14 protein-coding genes, 1 tRNA gene and 1 pseudogene are annotated in these 17,545 nt (G+C 63.9%); 3 read left to right on the forward strand and 13 right to left on the reverse strand.

The features are described 5' to 3' along the window. From OZ10_RS02090 to pcnB, 6 genes are all read right to left on the reverse strand, one after another. Positions 1-698 (reverse strand): glucose-6-phosphate isomerase (locus OZ10_RS02090; RefSeq protein ID WP_039563810.1); only part of this gene is annotated, 698 nt, incomplete at its 3' end. Then, on the reverse strand, positions 695-1,075 hold the full coding sequence (panD, locus tag OZ10_RS02095; protein ID WP_003481969.1) for an aspartate 1-decarboxylase: 381 nt from the start codon (positions 1,073-1,075) through the stop codon (positions 695-697). The genes OZ10_RS02090 and panD, both read right to left, overlap by 4 nt. 176 nt (positions 1,076-1,251) lie before the next feature. Then, positions 1,252-2,094: a pantoate--beta-alanine ligase gene (panC, locus tag OZ10_RS02100; protein WP_039413134.1), complete on the reverse strand. Its 843-nt coding sequence runs from the start codon at positions 2,092-2,094 to the stop codon at positions 1,252-1,254. Beyond that, positions 2,091-2,906 carry a 3-methyl-2-oxobutanoate hydroxymethyltransferase gene (gene panB, locus OZ10_RS02105; RefSeq protein ID WP_039413131.1) on the reverse strand — a complete coding sequence of 272 codons (816 nt, stop codon included), beginning with the start codon at positions 2,904-2,906 and terminating at the stop codon, positions 2,091-2,093. Before panB ends, panC begins: the two co-directional genes overlap by 4 nt. 35 nt (positions 2,907-2,941) lie before the next feature. Then, on the reverse strand, positions 2,942-3,427 hold the full coding sequence (folK, locus tag OZ10_RS02110) for a 2-amino-4-hydroxy-6-hydroxymethyldihydropteridine diphosphokinase (protein WP_039413128.1): 486 nt from the start codon (positions 3,425-3,427) through the stop codon (positions 2,942-2,944). A 3-nt stretch (positions 3,428-3,430) separates the two neighbouring features. Then, complete coding sequence (pcnB, locus tag OZ10_RS02115; RefSeq protein WP_039413126.1) at positions 3,431-4,798, reverse strand: polynucleotide adenylyltransferase PcnB; 1,368 nt, start codon at positions 4,796-4,798, stop codon at positions 3,431-3,433. 48 nt (positions 4,799-4,846) lie between these two features. Between pcnB and OZ10_RS02120 the strand changes: the two genes are divergently transcribed. Beyond that, positions 4,847-4,921: transfer RNA gene (locus tag OZ10_RS02120), tRNA-Glu, on the forward strand. Positions 4,922-5,346: 425 nt separating this feature from the next. Here OZ10_RS02120 and folE2 read toward each other — a convergent pair. Together folE2 and OZ10_RS02130 are read right to left on the reverse strand one after the other, a co-directional pair. After that, positions 5,347-6,270: a GTP cyclohydrolase FolE2 gene (folE2, locus tag OZ10_RS02125; protein ID WP_039563811.1), complete on the reverse strand. Its 924-nt coding sequence runs from the start codon at positions 6,268-6,270 to the stop codon at positions 5,347-5,349. Positions 6,271-6,324: 54 nt separating this feature from the next. Then, positions 6,325-7,521: an N-acetylmuramoyl-L-alanine amidase gene (locus OZ10_RS02130; protein WP_039413120.1), complete on the reverse strand. Its 1,197-nt coding sequence runs from the start codon at positions 7,519-7,521 to the stop codon at positions 6,325-6,327. A 223-nt stretch (positions 7,522-7,744) separates the two neighbouring features. On the opposite strand from OZ10_RS02130, the pseudogene OZ10_RS22665 reads away from it, so the two are divergent. Together OZ10_RS22665 and OZ10_RS20910 are read left to right on the forward strand one after the other, a co-directional pair. Then, a pseudogene (locus OZ10_RS22665) lies at positions 7,745-7,949 on the forward strand (hypothetical protein); the annotation flags it as partial. A gap of 298 nt (positions 7,950-8,247) precedes the next feature. Next, positions 8,248-8,811: a hypothetical protein gene (locus OZ10_RS20910; protein WP_228891081.1), complete on the forward strand. Its 564-nt coding sequence runs from the start codon at positions 8,248-8,250 to the stop codon at positions 8,809-8,811. Here the strand turns inward: OZ10_RS20910 and OZ10_RS02135 are convergent. The 5 genes from OZ10_RS02135 to OZ10_RS02155 all read right to left on the reverse strand — a co-directional run bounded on the left by OZ10_RS02135 (position 8,750) and on the right by OZ10_RS02155 (position 17,454). Next, positions 8,750-10,300, reverse strand: coding sequence for an MASE1 domain-containing protein (locus OZ10_RS02135; RefSeq protein ID WP_039413117.1), 1,551 nt, complete (start codon positions 10,298-10,300; stop codon positions 8,750-8,752). The two genes, OZ10_RS20910 and OZ10_RS02135, sit on opposite strands and share 62 nt — an antisense overlap. Positions 10,301-10,688: 388 nt before the next feature. Next, complete coding sequence (locus OZ10_RS02140) at positions 10,689-12,116, reverse strand: sugar porter family MFS transporter (protein ID WP_039413115.1); 1,428 nt, start codon at positions 12,114-12,116, stop codon at positions 10,689-10,691. A gap of 87 nt (positions 12,117-12,203) precedes the next feature. Next, entirely contained in the window at positions 12,204-13,541 is a 1,338-nt protein-coding gene (xylA, locus tag OZ10_RS02145; RefSeq protein WP_039563812.1) for a xylose isomerase, read from the reverse strand. Positions 13,542-13,591: 50 nt separating this feature from the next. Beyond that, positions 13,592-15,085 (reverse strand): xylulokinase, encoded by a 1,494-nt coding sequence (gene xylB, locus OZ10_RS02150; RefSeq protein WP_039563813.1) that lies wholly within the window; start codon positions 15,083-15,085, stop codon positions 13,592-13,594. Next, complete coding sequence (locus OZ10_RS02155; protein ID WP_039563834.1) at positions 15,082-17,454, reverse strand: glycoside hydrolase family 95 protein; 2,373 nt, start codon at positions 17,452-17,454, stop codon at positions 15,082-15,084. The genes xylB and OZ10_RS02155 overlap by 4 nt, the downstream gene beginning before the upstream one ends. Positions 17,455-17,545: the final 91 nt, after the last annotated feature.

The following is a 17,545-nucleotide window of genomic DNA, read 5'->3' on the forward strand; positions in this document are numbered from 1 at the left end:
ATATCGAAGGCCTTGGCGGCGCGCTCGGGGTTGGCGCTCACCGCATACAGGCGCTCGCTGCCACCGAGCCAGGCATGCAGGATGCCGCCATTGAGCAGCGTTTCCTGGGTGCCGAAGGTCTTGGAAATCAGGATGCCGGCGGTGCGTGCCGGGTCCAGCGTCGCCAAGGTGCGCTGCATCGCCGCGCCATCGACGTTGGACACGAAATGCACGCGGAAGCGCGCACCGGTGACCGGGCGCAGCGCATCGGCCACTAGGCGCGGGCCCAGGTCCGATCCGCCGATGCCGACACTGACGATGTCGGTGACATCGGTGGCTTCCAGTTGCCGGATCAAATCGCCCATGCGTTGGCGCACTTGCGCAGCCGTTGCATACGCCTCGGAGGCAACCGGCGCATCGGTCAGATCGCCGCGCAACGCGGTGTGCAAGGCCGCGCGTTGTTCGGTGACATTGACCTGCTCGCCACGGAACAGGCGCTGGAACGCACCGGCCAGATCGCGCTCGCGCGCGATGGCAAACAGTGAATCGAGCGCGGCGCGGTCGTACTTCTGGCGCGCGAAATTGAAATACAACGGACCGACGTGCCTGGCGTACTGCGTCGCCCGTTCCGGCTCGGCGGCAAGCAATGCGGGGATGGCAGCGCCGCGCAGGCGCTGGGCGTGGGCGTGGAGCGCGTCGAATCCGTTGGTCTGTGTCATGCGGCCTGGGTGGGGATGCTGTGGTTGGTGTGGGAGATCGCGTTGTGCGCGTTCACGTATACCAGATTGGGCTTGAAGGTCTTGGCTTCGTCTTCGCTCATGCTGGCGAACGCCGCCACGATGATCAGATCGCCCACCTGCACGTGACGCGCAGCGCCACCGTTGAGCGACATGATGCCGCTGCCGTCTTCGGCGCGGATGGCATAGGTGCTGAAACGCGCACCGTTGGTGACGTCCCAGATATGCACCTGTTCGAATTCGCGGATGCCGGTCGCTTCCAGCAGCAGGCCGTCGATGGCGATCGAGCCTTCGTAGTTGAGCTCGGAGTGGGTGACGGTGGCGCGGTGGATCTTGGCTTTGAGCAGGGACAGGTGCATGGACGCAGGCAACAACGAAAGGAAAGCCGGCATTTTAGCGGAAAGCGCCAGCGCCCACCGGTTTGCCGCACGCCCGGTCGTGAGGGCTTCAGGCCGGCCGCGACGCCGGCGCCCGCATGCGGGTCGCGCATGCCCGGCGCCAGCGTCGATCCGGCCGTTTGGCGCGATGCGGCGGATCAGAATTCCAGATTGTCGATCAGACGCGTCGTGCCCAGCCGCGCGGCGATCAGCGCCACGCGGGCGCCGGCATGGCTCTCGCCCGGCTCGTTCAGGTCGGGCAACCGCACCACCGCGTAGTCGACACGGAACCCGGCCTGCTCCAGCGCCTGATGCGCGGCCTGCTCGACCTGCGCACGCGGCGTGCCAGCCGCGTAGCTGTCTCGCATCTGCAGCAGCACCTTGCGGATCTGCGCCGCGATCGGGCGATCGTCTGCCGACAGATACTGATTGCGCGAACTCATCGCCAGGCCGTCGGCCTCGCGCACGATGCTGCCGCCGAGGATCTCGATCGGAAATGCCAGGTCGGCCGCCATCTGCCGGATCACCGCCAGCTGCTGGTAATCCTTCTTGCCGAAGGCGGCCACGTCCGGCTGCACCTGATTGAACAGCCGCGCCACCACCGTGCAGACCCCATCAAAATGCCCCGGCCGGCACACGCCTTCCAGCACGTCGCTGACGCCGGGCGCATGGACCGGCGTGGCCAGCGCGGTGCCGAGTGGATACATGGTCTCCACGTCCGGCAGCCACAACGCGTCGCACCCGGCATCCTCCAGGCCGCGCAGGTCGGCCTCGGGTGTGCGCGGGTAGCGCGCGAAGTCTTCGTTAGGGCCAAACTGGGTGGGGTTAACGAACACGCTGGACACCACGCGGTCAGCGTACTGGCGCGCCAGCATCACCAGCGAGTAATGCCCGGCATGCAGGTTGCCCATGGTGGGCACCAACGCCACGCGCAGGCCTTCGCGCTTCCAGCCGGTGACCAGGGCGCGCAATGCGGAAAGATCGGTCAGGGTCTGGATCATGCGGCGTACGCGTGCTCTGCATCGGGGAAGCTGCCATCGCGCACGGCCTGCGCGTAGGCGCGCACTGCGCCGGCGACCGAGCCGCCTTCGGCCAGGAAATCCTTGACGAACTTCGGCCGGCGGTGGCCGCTGTCCAGGCCCAGCATGTCGTGCATCACCAGCACCTGGCCGTCGCAGCCGGGGCCCGCGCCAATGCCGATGGTGGGCACGCTGAGTTCGGCACTGATCTGTGCGGCGATCGGTGTGGGCACGCACTCCAGCACCACCAGGCTGGCGCCGGCCTCGACCACCGCCTGTGCATCGCGGCGCAGCTGCTCACCGGCTTCGCCGCGGCCCTGCACCTTGTAGCCGCCGAACCGCAGCACCGACTGCGGGGTCAGTCCCAGGTGCGAACACACCGGGATTTCGCGCTCGACCAAGTAACGGATGACCTCGAGCTTGTGTCCGGCGCCTTCGATCTTGACCATCTCCGCACCGGCCTGCAGCAGCTGCGTGGCGGCATCGAGCGCGCGTGCCGGCGTGGCATCGGCCTGGAACGACAGGTCGGCCACCAGCAAGGCCTGCTGCAGCGCCCGCGCCACCGCGGCGGTGTGGTAGACCATGTCGGCGGTGGTCACCGGCAAGGTGGAGTCATGCCCCTGTACCACCATGCCCAGCGAGTCGCCAACCAGGATCAGGTCCACGCCGTTGGCATCGAAGGTGCGCGCAAAGCCGGCGTCGTAGGCGGTCAACATGACCAGTTTTCGACCCGCCCGCTTGGCCTCGGCCAGGGCGGGCACGGTCCAGGGCTTGCTGTCGCTATGGCTGCTCATGAACTCATTACGTGGGGTGATAAGCCGGCCATTATCTACCCAATCGGCTCCAGCCCGCAGCGATCGATGGCTTGCAGGGCGTGCCGCACTGTTCCATGGCCTGGAATGATGGCGTCCGGCGCCAGCTCGGCCAGCGGCAGCAATGCAAAGCCACGCAGGTGCAGATGCGGGTGCGGCACCTGCAGGCGTGGCAGGTCGATCACCTGATCGGCATACAGCAGAAGGTCCAGATCCAGCGTGCGCGGTCCCCAGCGCTCGCCGGCCCGACGCTCACGGCCGAAGGCCTGTTCGATGCCGAGCAAGGCCTCCAGCAGCGGCAGTGGCGCCAGATCGGTGCGCAGCTGCGCGACGGCGTTGATGAAGTCCGGCTGGTCTTCGCGGCCCCAGGCGGGCGTGCGGTACAGACGCGAGGCGGCCACCAGGGTGGTCTGCGGCAGCGCATCCAGCGCGGCGATGGCCGAGCGCACGCTGGCCTCGGCCGGGCCCAGGTTGGCACCCAGGCCGACAAAGGCGATCTGCATGGCTTATTCGCCTGCCGGGGCGCCGGGGCGGCGGCGGCGGCGACGACGCTTACGTGGTGCGCCCTCCTCGCCCTCGTGATCGGACTGCGCCGACTCGATCGCATCCACCAGCTCCTGGCCGGAGGACTTCTGCGCCTCGCGCCAGAACTCGACGTCGGCAGCATGATCGGGCGATGCAAATTGGCGCAGCACCAGGAAATCGAACGCCGCACGGAAGCGCGGATGCGACAGGGTGCGGAACACACGCTTGCGCTGACGCGAGGAGAAGCGCGTCTGCAACAACCAGATTTCCTGCATCGGCAGCGAGAACCGGCGCGGCAATGCGACGCGCTCCAGCTGATGCAAGGTAACGCGGTCGGCGGCACGACGCTGCGCATCTTCCGGTTGCACGCCCTGCGCCTGCAGCCCCATCAAGGTGCGGCAGAACGCCGGCCACAGCAACAGCGCGAACAGGAATGCCGGCGACACCGGCTCGTCGTTGGCAACACGCGCATCGGTATTGCGCAGGCCTTCCAGCACCATCGCGCGCAACGCGCCGCTGCGGTTGGACTTCAGCGCAGCCGCGCTCTCGGGGAACAAGGCGCCGAGCAGGCCGTAACGCTCCAGGCCCTGGAAACTGGCCACGCCATGCCCGGACAGGAACAGCTTGAGGATCTCTTCGAACAGGCGCGCCGGCGCTGCCTCGGACAACAGACCGGCCAGGCGCGGGATCGGCTCGGCAGTGCTGGCTTCGATGTCGAAATTCAATTTGGCCGCCAGCCGCACCGCGCGCAGCATGCGCACCGGGTCTTCCTGGTAGCGCAGCTCCGGGTCGCCGATCAACTTCATCAGCCGTGCCTGCACATCCTCGAAACCGCCGCAGTAATCACGCACCGAAAAATCCTCGATCGCGTAGTACAGGGCGTTGCAGGTGAAGTCGCGGCGGATCGCGTCGTCTTCGATGGTGCCGTAAACGTTGTCGCGCACCAGGCGGCCGTTATCCAGCTCGCGGTCGCCGCTGCCGTCGTCGACGTTGGCGCGGAAGGTGGCAACCTCGATGATCTCGCGGCCGAACACCACATGCGCCAGCCGAAAACGGCGGCCGATCAGGCGACAGTTGCGAAACAGCGCCTTGACCTCTTCGGGCGTGGCGCTGGTGGCGACGTCGAAATCCTTCGGGTGGCCGCCGACCAGCAGGTCGCGGACCGCGCCGCCGACCAGATAGGCGCCAAAGCCCGATTCGCGCAAGCGGTACAACACGCGCAGCGCGTTGGGGCTGATGTCCTTGCGCGAAATGGTGTGCTGATCGCGTGGGATAACGCGCAGCGTGAACGGGGATGTAACTGAGGGTTCGATGATGGCGCTTCCGTCTTGTGTTGCAGGATTGCCCAACGGCTATTACCTCACTATACTAGCGCGCTGCACAAGACGCGACAAAACGCTCCCTTCGTCTAATGGTTAGGACGTGGCCCTCTCAAGGCTAAAACAGGGGTTCGAGTCCCCTAGGGAGCACCACGTCGGTCCTGCTGCAGATCACGCCAAGACCCCGCATTGCGGGGTTTTTGCGTTGTGGGGGTGCGCATTTCCCGGCGATCCAGGCGTGAGCCTTCATTGGGCCGCCACCGCGCGGTACTGAAGCAAACCCACGCCTTCGCCCTTTGTCGGCAATTCCTGCCCCGCCCCATCGGTCGAGATCGGTTGCCGTTACAGGCTGGCTGCCGCGCAAGTGCCCCACGGACCTGCACGCGCCACGCCTGACCCGGTGCGTGCAGCAAGCAGCACCAATCACATCAAGCAATGTGTGTCGACGCACCGGTAGCAGCGACGCAACCTGCGTTGCGCAGCTCGTGCAGGCCGCTGCACCGGGCGGTGAACCAGCGACTGCTTTTGCTCGCAGCGCACACAAGACGCCTCGCACATTTGCAGTACATGCTCGCTCCTCATCTGGCGAATGCGTGTAGGTCAGCCACGTCGCTATCGGTTTCGGCGACCGCATCGTGGGCATGCAGGCTTTCGAGATGGCGTACCGCCACATGAAATGCCGCATAGCGTTCGGCAAGCGCCTGACGCAGGCGCCGCGCGGCATCTTCGACGTACATCAGGTTGGCGCCATTCAAACGGGCGAAGGCCTGCTCGTCGATGCGCCGCACCGCTGCCTGCACCTGCGTGGCCAGTGCGCGCTCGCACACGCCGATCAGCTCGCGAATCTCCAGACGCTGCTGGCGGGCAAGCAGGTCCACCCGCACCTGCGCAATGCTGCGCTGGCTGTGCGGTGTGGCATGCGAGCCATTGACCCGCAGCCACTGCGCCACGTCTTCTCGCTCCAGCGTCTCGCGTCCGGCATGCTGCTGCAGGAAGGCATCGCTCAGCAATTGCCGCGACAAGGCGGCCGAACATGGGCAGGTGGAGGCGTAAAGCACATCGATCTGCAACTGCAGATGGCATTGCCCTGCCCTGCACTGGGCCTCCAGACGCACCGGGTATGCGCGCCACCCGGCCAAGCCCTCGCTCAACAGCGCCGGGGTCCGCAGCATCACCTCGAACGCCAGCGAGACCCGCGCGGCACGACTGCCGCAATCGGCATGGCTGTCGATCAAGGCCTGCAGCAACCGCGACATCATCGCTGGCGAGACCGGCTGTTCCAGATGCCGGTCCAGCAAACGGTACAACCGCGACATATGGATGCCCTTTAATTCGGGCCGCGGCAGATCCACCTGCACGCTGGCGCGCGCGCCCACGGTTGCGCCGGGCTCGGCTTCGTCCAGGCGCACAGGAATGGCAATGTCGTGCATGCCCACCCAGCGCAGCGGTGCGCTCAACGTGGAGGTTTCGGAAACGGCAACATCGGGAAGCGTGGCGGACATCGCAAGCTCGTTGATCGGAAAGTGGGAATACGCGTCGTGCGCGACGGGGAATGCCTAAGAGCGGCTGATGTGCTGGGCGTTGAGAGCGAAGTAGTCGTCGATGCCGGCATGCAGCGTCTGCGCCAGCTCGTCCTGATGGTTGTCGCCGCACAGGCGTCGACAGTCGTCGCGATTGCTCATGAAGCCGGTCTCCACCAGCAGCGACGGAATATCCGGCGATTTCAGCACCGCAAAACCGGCCTGCCCGACCTCGCCCTGATGCAGGTGCGTGACTTGCTGCAAGCGCCCGAGCATCAACCTGCCGAACGCCACACTGCTGGCAATGGTGCCGCTCAACGACAGATCGGCCAGCACCTGGGACAGCACCGGATTGCCCGGAACATGCAGCCGGCGCGCGGTATCGCCCATGGCGTCAGCAGCGTTCTCGCTGTCGGCCAGCCAACGCGCTATGGCCGAACTGGCGCCGTTCGCCGACAGCGCATACACCGATGCACCGCGCGCCTGTGCGTTAGGCGCGGCGTCGGCATGGATGGACACGAACAGATCGGCATTGCGGCGATGGGCGATCAGCACCCGCTCGTGCAAGGGCACGAAACGATCGTCGCTGCGGATCATGGTCGGCCCGTAGCGCACATCGGCGGCCAGACGCTGGCGCAGGCGCGCAGCAATCGCCATCGCAACATGCTTCTCATAACGTGCATCGGCGCTCACCGCACCCGGATCCCTCCCCCCGTGGCCGGCATCGATCGCCACCACATAGGGATGCAGGCGCGATCGGTCAGGCGCGCCCTTCTCGGCCTGCTCTATCGGCGCTGCCACCGCAGCGGCCTCGCTCGCGGACAACGCCACGCCATTGGGCCTGGCAGCAAACTCCAGCACCAGCGTACTGCCCTCCCAGTGCGGGTTGACCGAACATGGCTGCTGCAGATCCAGCACCACGCGCAGACCATCAAGATGCGGCGCACTGCGGATGCGGGCCACCGCTGCGTCGGCGGGTACCGGATCGATACGCGGCAACTGCGACGACACGCCAGGCAGATCGATGACCAGACGGTCGGGATCGGACAACCTGAAACTGCGGTAGGCAAGCTGCGTACTCAGCTCCAGCCGCAGGCGCAACAGCTCGCCCTGCTGCTGCACACTGCATGCCCGCAGGACTGCAAGCCCCTGCGCAGATCCCAGCGCAGATCCTAGCGCAGGCGAAAGCATCAATGCGGCAGCTCCGCCATGCAGCAGGTGCCGGCGCTTCAACACGCCTTCCCCTTACAAGGCAGGCAATCGACTCGCCACGACAAACGGCAGCAAGGCACTCGCGGCGATTCCGGACGGCACACCTGGGACGCAAGAAAACAGGACACGGTAGGCAAGACTGCGCAGCTGCGGATAATCGTTATAACGTAACACCAATCTAGCAAAAGCGAGAGATCACTTGCGGCCCACGCCTCCGCGTTCATCTTTCGTCCAGAAGCCGCCCATGTCACACGATCTCCCCGAGAGCTATGCCGCCTGGCGTCGCTGCATCGAGATCGACTGCGCTCAGCTGCTGACAGCAAACTTCATCGCCCGACGCCTCGCAGCGCTTTCAAGATCCCGCCGAACATCACACCCAGCAATTCCTGCGTCGCTGGGGGCAAGCGCATCATGGGCGGGTGATTAGATGGTTTGAGCGGGCGCTGCAGGATCTAGAACCAGAGCGTTGGTCAGCAGGGCATTCCAAAACATCGTCAAAAACTGCAATCCAAGCGACCTGGGCAGTATGCCAAGCCTATAACACTTGCCGTCTGCTGTTTTGCATATGGAGATCGATGCAACTTTCGTTGATGCCCCGCGCTACGCAGTCGGCAAAGTGTCAAGTACCTGACTTTGCTCGTCTTTCATTAGCAAGGCGGATGTACGAAATTAGCTACAACTCAAGAGGCGGAGCCAGTCCCTCTCAAACATGGACGGTACGAGACGAGTAACTGCCAGCAATTTCGAGTGAAAGCCACCACTCGTCTACTTTATGGCCGTAACGTAAGCGAGCCTGAATCGCAGGCGGAATCGCCCCTAGCAGGGGAAGGCGAAATCATGGATGTAAAGGCGAACGTACTGAAAACGGTATGCGTACTGGCAGGATTTTTGATCTTGGACGAAGCGCAGGCACAAGTCTGCTGCCCGTCTAGCGGCGGTGTCGGTGCGCATGCAATGACGGGACTTGGCGACAGCAACCCCAAGGCGGCTAACCTCTCATTGGATGCTGCATGGTCAATCGTCGAACTCCAACGGGATGGCGTGACCTACCTGCAGATCAACGACACAGCAGGCACCGTGCGGGCGGTGGTGGCACGTGTCGACAATGCGCTCTGGGTAGTACCAATGGGCAAGGATGTAGACCGCGTTTCAATACCAGCCACCAATTCCATTTGGGCCAACACAGCCCCTGCGGTTGCCAACACAGCAATTAGCTACGGGCTTCGCATGGTTTATCGGACTGCAAACTTCACAGTGCACGTCGAGTCGCGAGCCAACGGGGAACACTGGAAGGTCTCTCCTTCAAAGTAACGACAGACGTTTCCGCGACAAGAAAGGTCAGCGTTAGCGCATGGCGGCGACGGAACATGCCGCCATGCGCCTTTAATCTAGCACGAAATTCCGCCTCCGCCTCCGGCGAATCACGCCGCACAGCTTCTACCAGAGATGTATCCGCGAACACACGCAGTGCAACCCCTTGTCCGCCTCGACCCCGCCACACTCGGGCTTGGATAAAATGCTTATCCGAGCGGGGCAGCAACTCGATTGCACTCAGCGTGCAACGATAGGCAGCCAACTGAAGACCAAGCGAGAGCTGGCGGCAATCTCCCTGCAACAGGTATTCAAACTTCGTAGATTTAAAGCGCGCCAACGCTGGAGAACGAAGCGACTGGAACAAGCCATGTGTTTCGATCTCCAATGGATACAGGTTTGCCACATACTCTTGAAGTAGTCGCGATTCAATCACCGCAACACGTGTAATCTCCATTGCCGCCGCGTGATGCCCCCGGGCACGCAAGTCTGCGACGATGTCTTTACGCATCCGATTGATCTGCACATTGACGTCAGAATACTCTACGACTTGGCTGCGCAACGTGCGCTCAGCAGCCAAATAGCTATCTTTTACAGTCTGCTGGGCCTCCGCCCTAATACGACGAATGGTATCAAAACGCTTCAGAGGAACGGTTAACCGAGCACCAAAGATAAAAAGACCCGTACTGACAAAAACATGGAACAATTGAATCAAAAAAAGATTCGGATCGTAATATCCAATCTGATAGACCTTTGGAATACTGATGGCAAGTGCAACAATTGCCACCAAGGCACCTAGCGCAGTGCCTATAAAGCCATGACGTCGAGTCAGAAAAATGGCAGGCCCAATCAAGGAAATCATCAGAACGTTCCGCGGGAGCGGGTCATGCACGTAAGTAAGCATGTAAAACAACGCAACAATGACAATCACCGAAGCGCCAAGATCACGCGGCAAATCAACCCTAACAGGTTGAGACCGTTTAGGCGACCAAAGCATCACTGGAAGCAAGAACATCAGTATACCGAGATAGCTACCAAGCCAGTAACGGAGCAGGAACTCCCAAAAATTTACTGTGGGCGGACCATCCAGCATCGCGTTGACCACAATGCTCCACAACGAATTACAGAAAGCAATGGCAATACCAAAGGGAACCAACCAACGAGCTTGTTGAGCAAGCAGCCGCGCGTGATGCCGGGCTAGCCATATAAAACACGCGATCATCGGCGCGTGCAAAAACGGGCTGAGATAGGCCCATAACATGCTGTAGTCCTGGCGGTAAGCCAGGGGAATGCGAAGCCAAAGCATGGCGGCGGCGTCGCCAGCCAATAAGAATGGCCATTCACGATAAGGCCGAAACAGCAAGGTGACGAAACGCAAACCAACAGGCAAGTACCACTGATCGATAGAGAAGAACCAGAGCATCACGAACGTCAGTCCGTAGCACACGCTGATCATCATGCCCCTGAGGACTTCTTTGGCTACCGGCATACCACCACTCCTTGGTTCCACGATGCTTCCTAGTCTGGAGGGAACTGCTCGACGGAGTATAGCGATGGCGCACACATTGCGATAAAGGCCTACACGTCCCGGCCTACAGCGCGTGCGTTTAACGACACGCATTGCACTTTGCTGGTGCATCCGCCCCATGCATGGGTGAATCATGGGTTCGAAGGCAACGCCAAGTAGCGCATCTCATCGAGGGTCCGCGAAAGCTTGACGCGATCAGGCGAATCGGACCTGGCCGCGTTGCTCGCATTGCCGGTGTCGCTTATGCCTGCATGCATAAGGCTTGGACATGAGGAGGAATTCAAAAAGAAGGCCGCGCATTGCGCGGCCTTCTTCACCTTCCATGCCGATATCAGCATAACTGCCGGAATCAGCCCTCCATTTGTTCCAGTTCCTTGCCCTTGGTCTCGTAGACGTACTTGAGGACGAAGAACACCGAGATGAAGGCGGCGACGGTGTAGATGCCGTAGGCGCCGGCCAAACCAATACTGCCGAGCAGGATCGGGAAGCTGACGGTGATGGCGAAGTTGGAGGTCCACTGCGCGGCGCCGGCAATGGCCAGGCCCGAGCCGCGGATCTGGTTGGGGAACATCTCGCCCAGCATCACCCACATCACCGGACCCCAGGAGGCGTTGAAGAACACCACGTAGACGTTGGCGGCCACCAGCGCGAGCATGCCCATGGCATCGGACATGGCGAGCTTGCCATTGGCGTCCAGCGAAGCGGTGGCGAACGCGTAGGTCACCAGCGCCAGCGACACGGCCATGCCGGCCGAGCCGATCCACAACAGCGGCTTGCGGCCGATCTTGTCGACCAGCATCACCGTGACCAGGCAGGCGCCGATGCTGAGGCCGCCGGAGAGCACATTGATCAGCAGCGCGTCCTGCTCGGAGAAGCCCACCGCCTGCCACAGCACCGCGCCGTAGTAGAACACCACGTTGATGCCGACCAACTGCTGGAACACCGCCAGGCCAATACCGATCCAGACGATCGGGCGGATCTTGCCGGTGGTCTTGTTGATCAGGTCGGAGAACTTGGGCTTATGCTGGTCGGCCGACATCGAGGCGGAAATCTCGCTCAGCTTGGTCTGCGCGGCGGCATTGCCGTACAGGCGCTTGAGCACTACCAGCGCCTGCTCGCGGCGGCCCTTGACCACCAGGAAGCGCGGGCTTTCGGGGATGACCAGCAGCAGCAACAGGAACAGGATCGAGGGGACCGCCTGCATCCAGAACATCCAGCGCCAGGCGGCCTGCCCGGCCCACAACGGCTCGGTGGAGGCACCGGCGGCGTTGGCCAGCAGGTAATTGCTCAGGAACGCGCAGAACAGCCCGCTGATGATGGCGATCTGCTGCATCGTGGCCAGCCGGCCGCGATAACGGGCCGAGGCAACTTCGGCGATATACGCCGGTGAAATGACACTCGCCGCGCCGACGGCAAAGCCGCCCATCACGCGCGCGAAAATGAAAAAGCCGGAGCTGTGCGAGGCACCGGCACCGATGGCCGAGAGCAGGAACAGCGCCGCAGAAATGATCAGGACCGCGCGGCGGCCCCAGCGGTCGGCCAGGCGGCCGGCAAAGAAGGCGCCGATGGCGCAACCCAGCAGCATCGAGGCGACTTCGAACCCGGTCTCGGCGGCACTGGAATTGAAGGTCTGCTTCAGGCCATCGACAGTGCCGTTGATCACGCCGCTATCGAAACCGAACAAGAATCCGCCGATCGTGGCTACGCAACTGATCAGGACGATAAAACGGGTGTTCTCACCGGCATCGGGGGCGCCGTTTACGGAGACACTGGACATGGGTTCACCTGGAAGCATGCAAAGGAGCAGCCACGGGGGTGGCCGACATCGGCCGGCGACGCGCAGTGCGCCGCCGGCCACGGGACATCAACGCGTCAGATACTGATTGATCAGGTTTTCGTAGGCTTCCTGACGGCCGCTGATCTGCTTGGGCGCATTGCCGGCGGCGTACTTGGCCAGATCCGCCAGCGTGCTGGTGCCGTTGGTAAAGTCGGCACCGGCGCCGCTGTCGAAGCTGGCGTAACGCTCGGCGCGCCAGGTCTCCAACGGCGAAGACGTCAGCAATGCGTTGGCCACTTCCAGCCCGCGTGCAAACGCATCCATGCCACCGATGTGCGCCAGGAACAGGTCCTGCGGATCGGACGACTCGCGGCGCACCTTGGCGTCGAAATTCAGGCCACCCGGTGCCAGCCCGCCCTGGCGCAGCACCACCAGCATCGCGCCGACGGTGTCATACAGGTCGGTCGGGAACTGGTCGGTATCCCAGCCGTTCTGCGGGTTGCCGCGATTGGCATCGATGCTGCCGAGCAGGCCGGCATCGGAAGCCACCTGCAGGTCGTGCTCGAAGCTATGGCCCGAGAGCGTGGCGTGGTTGGCCTCGATATTGAGCTTGAAATCCTGGTCCAGGCCGTGCTGACGCAGGAAGCCGATCACCGTGGCGCTATCGAAGTCGTACTGGTGCTTCATCGGCTCCATGGGCTTGGGCTCGATCAGGAAGTTGCCGGTGAAGCCGATCGCGCGGCCGTAGTCGCGTGCCAGGGTGAGGAAGCGCGCCATGTTGTCCTGCTCGCGCTTCATCTGCGTGTTGTGCAGGCAGGCATAGCCTTCGCGGCCGCCCCAGAACACGTAGTTTTCGCCGCCCAGCTCCACCGTGGCATCGATCGCCGCCTTGACCTGCACCGCGGCACGCGCCACCACATTGAAGTCTGGGTTAGTGGATGCACCATTCATGTAGCGCGGGTGCGAGAACAGGTTGGCGGTGCCCCACAGCAGCTTGATGCCGGTGTCGGCCTGGCGCTGCTTGGCGATGCCCACCATGTGCTTGAGGTTGCTTTCGTATTCGCCGATATCGTCGGCATCCGGCGACAGGTCGATATCGTGAAAGCAGTAATACGGCACGCCGAGCTTGGTGAAGAATTCGAACGCGGCATCGGCCTTGGCTTCGGCACGATCGAGCGCGCTGTTGCCGATGTCCCACGGATACGCACGCGTACCCGGGCCGAACGGATCGGCGCCGTTGCCGCAGAAGCTGTGCCAGTAGGCCACGGCAAAGCGCAGGTGCTCGGCCATGGTCTTGTCGCCGATCTTCTTGTTGGCGTCATAGACCTTGAACGCGAGCGGGTTGTCGGAGTCGCGGCCTTCGAAGCCGATCTTGCCGATGCCGGGGAAATATTCCTTCGCGCCGATGAAAACGGTGTTGCTCATGGGGTGTGATGTCCTTGCTGCTGGGGGAGTTGTAGAAAAAAGCGTGTCGCTCAGCCGGCGTAGAGCGGGCTAACGACCTGCAGGTGCTTGAGAAAGGTCTGGTAATGCTGCTGGTACTGGGCCACGCGCTGCGGGTCGGGCTGCGCGGCAAGCGTATCGTCCACCTGCAGGTGCTCCAGCACCACATCCGACAGCGCGGCATCGCCACCATCGTCGCGGTCGCAGGCCCACAGGGCCTGCAGCGCGGCACCGAAGGCCGCGCCTTCGGGCTGGGTTGGCACCACGACCTGCAGGTTGAACACGTCGGCGACCATCTGCCGCCATTGCGCGCTCTTGCTGCCGCCGCCGGTGAGCAGGATGGTGTCGAACTGCAAGCCGGCCGCCACGAAGGCGTCGAAGCCGTTGCGCAGGCTGTAGGTCGCCCCTTCCATGGCGGCGCGATAGAAATGCGCGGCGGTGGTGTTGTGCAGGTCCATGCCGAACAGGCAACCGCGTGCATCGGGCAAGTTGGGCGTGCGCTCGCCGTTGAAGAACGGCAGCAACACCAGGCCGTCGGCGCCCGGCGCGGTGTCGGCGATCATCGCTTCGGTCTGGTCGCGGGTGATGGAGAACATGCGCATCACCGCCTCGGTGGCGACGGTGCAGTTCATCGTGCAGATCAGCGGCAGCCAGCCGCCGCTGGACGAGCAGAACGCCGCCCAGCGTGCCTCGTCGTCCACCACCGGGTGATCGGCGTAGGCGAACAAGGTGCCACTGGTGCCCAGGCTCATGGTCAGGCGGCCCGGCACCACGTTGCCGGTGCCGATGGCGGCCATCATGTTGTCGCCACCGCCGGTGGTGACGCGTACGCCAGCCGGCAAATTCAACGCCTCGGCCGCGGCATCGGACAATGGGTAGACCGCGCCGGTTTCCACCAGCGGTGGCAATGCGTCACGCAGGTCGCGCTGCGCATCCACCGCGCCAAGCATGCGCTCGGACCACTGGCGCGTGCGCACGTCCAGCCAGCCGGTGCCGGAGGCATCGCCGACTTCGGCAAAGCGCTCGCCGGTGAGCCAGAAGTTGATGTAGTCGTGCGGCAGCATCACCGTGGCCATCGCGGCGTACGCCTCGGGACGGTGCTTGCGCGTCCACGGCAACTTGGAGGCGGTGTAGCCGGCCATGATCGGGTTGCCCGCGGTTGCGACGCTGCCTGCCGCGCCGCCGACCGCATCCATGATCTCGTCGCATTCCGGCGCGGTGCTGGTGTCGCACCACAGCTTGACCGGTGCGGTAACGCTGCCATCGGCGGCCACGGGCACAAAGCCATGCTGCTGGCCGGAGACGGAAATGCCGCGCACGCGCGCACGCTGCTCGCCATCGAGCTGCGCAAAGCAATGCACGATGCCATCGATCCACCACTGCGCCTGTTGCTCGCGGGTGCCGTCGTCGCGGCTGATCAGCTCCATCGGCGCTGCGATGGTGGCGACCACGGCGCGGTCCTGCGCGTCGTAGGCCACCAGCTTGACGCTCTGCGTGCCCACGTCCAGTCCTACGTACAAGCTCATTGCTTCACCAATCGGTTGTTGTTGAGTCCCACCTGCTGGGTGCGGCCTGCGCCCAGTTCCAGGTCCAGGGTCTGCCCGGCGTAGGACAGTTGATAACGCCCACCACGATCGCTGTGCACCCGTGCCTGCTGCAAGCGACCGGCGTCCCATTCCAGATCGACGCTGGCACCGCCGCGCACACGCAGGCCGCGCACGCTGCCGCGCGGCCATGCGCTGGGCAATGCGGGCAGCAGGAACACGCTGCCGCCCCAGCTTTGCAACAGCATTTCGGTGATACCGGCGGTGCCGCCGAAGTTGCCGTCGATCTGGAACGGCGGATGTGCGTCGAACAGATTCGGGTAGGTGCGCTCGGGCGAGATCAGCAATTGCAGGATGCGATACGCATGCTCGCCATCGGCCAGCCGCGCCCACAGGTTCAAGCGCCAGCCGATGCCCCAGCCGGTGGTGTTGTCGCCACGGATTTCCAGCGTGCGCCTGGCTGCGGCGGCCAGCTCGGGCGTATCGCGCAGGTTGATCTGGCTGGACGGATGCAGGGCATACAGATGCGAGACATGCCGGTGCTGCATCTCCGGCGCCTGCATGTCCCAATCCTGTTGCCACTCCTGCAATTGGCCGGCCTTGCCGATGCGGTTGGGCGGCAACTGCTCGCGCAGCGTGGTCAGCTGCCGGGCGAAATCCGCATCCACGTCGAGCAGCTTGCTCATGGCGATGCACTGCGCGAACAGGTCACGCAACAACTGCGCATCCATGGTCGGCCCGGCGCACACCGCCGCACCGAACGGGTGCTGGTTTTCCGGCGAGATCGAGGGGTTGGTGACCATCGCCCCGGTCTGCGGGTCGCGTACCAGGGTGGCAACGAAGAACTCCGCCGCGCCCTTGAACAGCGGATAGATCTTGCCCAGGTACGCGCGGTCGCGGCCGTAATCCCAGCGGTCCCACAGCTGCTGCAGCAACCACACCCCGCCCATCGGCCACAGGCTCCACTTGGCCCCATCGATCGGGCCGGCCTGGCGCCACAGATCGGTGTTGTTGTGTACCACCCAACCGGGCGCGTCGTAGAGCGCCTTGGCGGTATGCGCGCCGGTCTTGGCCAGATCGAACAGCATGGATTCCAGCGGTTCAACGCACTCGTGCAGCGCGTTGGCCTCGCTGGGCCAGTAGTTCATCTCGGTGTTGATGTTGATGGTGTACTTGCTTTCCCACGGCGGCTGCATCAGGTCGTTCCAGATGCCCTGCAGGTTGGCCGGCTGGGTGCCGGGCCGCGAGCTGCAGATCAACAGGTAACGGCCGTACTGGTGATACAGCGCGGCCAGTGCCGGGTCGTCGCCGCCTGCAAAGCGTTGCACGCGTTCGCCGGTGGGCAGGCGTGCCGCGTCGCTGGTGCCCAGGTCGATCGCCACGCGCCGGAACAGGCGTTGATGATCGGCCAGATGCGCACGCAACAGCGACGGGAAATCCAGTTTGGCGGCTTTTTTCAAACTTGCTGCGGTCAATGCAAGCGGATCGCCATCGACCGCATCGAAGCGTTGGTAGCTGGTGGCTGCCGTGAGCAGCAGCACCACTTCATCGGCCGCCTCGATGCGCAGACGGTCGCGCAACGCGGTCACCGTGCCGCCCTTCACCTGCGGCAACACCCGCAATGCAAACCGCAGCTTGCCTTCGATGCCGGCGAAGCTGCCGTTGCGGCCGCTGAACAGCAAACCGCCCTGCTCCGCGGTGACCTCGCCGCTTTGCGGGCTGTCGATGCCCACGCGCAGGGAAATGGCGCGTGGCCGGTCGCACGACAAGCGCACCACGATGCAGTGCGATTGCGCCGAAACGAACACCTCGCGCGTGTGCACCGCACCGCCGGAGCGGAACGTGGTGGTGGCCACGGCGGTGTCCAGATCGAGCTGACGCCGGTACGCGCTGATGCCGTCGGCACGATCGAAATCCAGCAACAGGTCGCCCAGCGGTTGATACGGCATCTGCTTGAGCGGGCGCGAGAGCAGCTTGGCATCGGCCAGTTGTTCGGCCTCTGCATAGCGCCCGGCGAAGATCAGCGCGCGCACCTGCGGCAACGCCGCCAATGCGTCCGGGCTGGTGGAATCGTAGGGGCCGCCCGCATACAAGGTGTCTTCGTTGAGTTGCAGACGCTCGTGGGCAATACCGCCCCACACCATCGCACCGAGCCGGCCATTGCCTACCGGCAAGGCCTCCACCCATTCATTGGCCGGTTCGCGATACCACAGCTGCAAGGCACCGACGGGCGCCACCGCTGGCAAACCGCCGGCGGTTGCAGCACGCGCCGCCTGTGCAGCCACCGGCGCGGCGCCCAGGACCGCAAGTGCGGCCCCGGTTGCCTTGCACAGTTCGCGACGGGTCAGCACGGCCACCGCCGTGCTGCATCACCGGAACCGCCCGCGACTGCCTTGCGGCGTTCCGGCATCTGCTTGCTCATCGACTGAAGACAGCCTGCGA

The organism is Xanthomonas cannabis pv. cannabis (assembly GCF_000802365.1).
GTDB classification, from domain to species: Bacteria; Pseudomonadota; Gammaproteobacteria; order Xanthomonadales; family Xanthomonadaceae; genus Xanthomonas; species Xanthomonas cannabis.

What these genes read in the sequence shown, in the direction of transcription:
- panD (WP_003481969.1), bottom strand. Translation starts at nt 1,075, where the DNA reads ATGCACCTGTCCCTGCTCAAAGCCAAGATCCACCGCGCCACCGTCACC.
- panC (WP_039413134.1), bottom strand. Translation starts at nt 2,094, where the DNA reads ATGATCCAGACCCTGACCGATCTTTCCGCATTGCGCGCCCTGGTCACC.
- panB (WP_039413131.1), bottom strand. Translation starts at nt 2,906, where the DNA reads ATGAGCAGCCATAGCGACAGCAAGCCCTGGACCGTGCCCGCCCTGGCC.
- folK (WP_039413128.1), bottom strand. Translation starts at nt 3,427, where the DNA reads ATGCAGATCGCCTTTGTCGGCCTGGGTGCCAACCTGGGCCCGGCCGAG.
- folE2 (WP_039563811.1), bottom strand. Translation starts at nt 6,270, where the DNA reads ATGTCCGCCACGCTTCCCGATGTTGCCGTTTCCGAAACCTCCACGTTG.
- OZ10_RS02135 (WP_039413117.1), bottom strand. Translation starts at nt 10,300, where the DNA reads ATGCCGGTAGCCAAAGAAGTCCTCAGGGGCATGATGATCAGCGTGTGC.
- OZ10_RS02140 (WP_039413115.1), bottom strand. Translation starts at nt 12,116, where the DNA reads ATGTCCAGTGTCTCCGTAAACGGCGCCCCCGATGCCGGTGAGAACACC.
- xylA (WP_039563812.1), bottom strand. Translation starts at nt 13,541, where the DNA reads ATGAGCAACACCGTTTTCATCGGCGCGAAGGAATATTTCCCCGGCATC.
- xylB (WP_039563813.1), bottom strand. Translation starts at nt 15,085, where the DNA reads ATGAGCTTGTACGTAGGACTGGACGTGGGCACGCAGAGCGTCAAGCTG.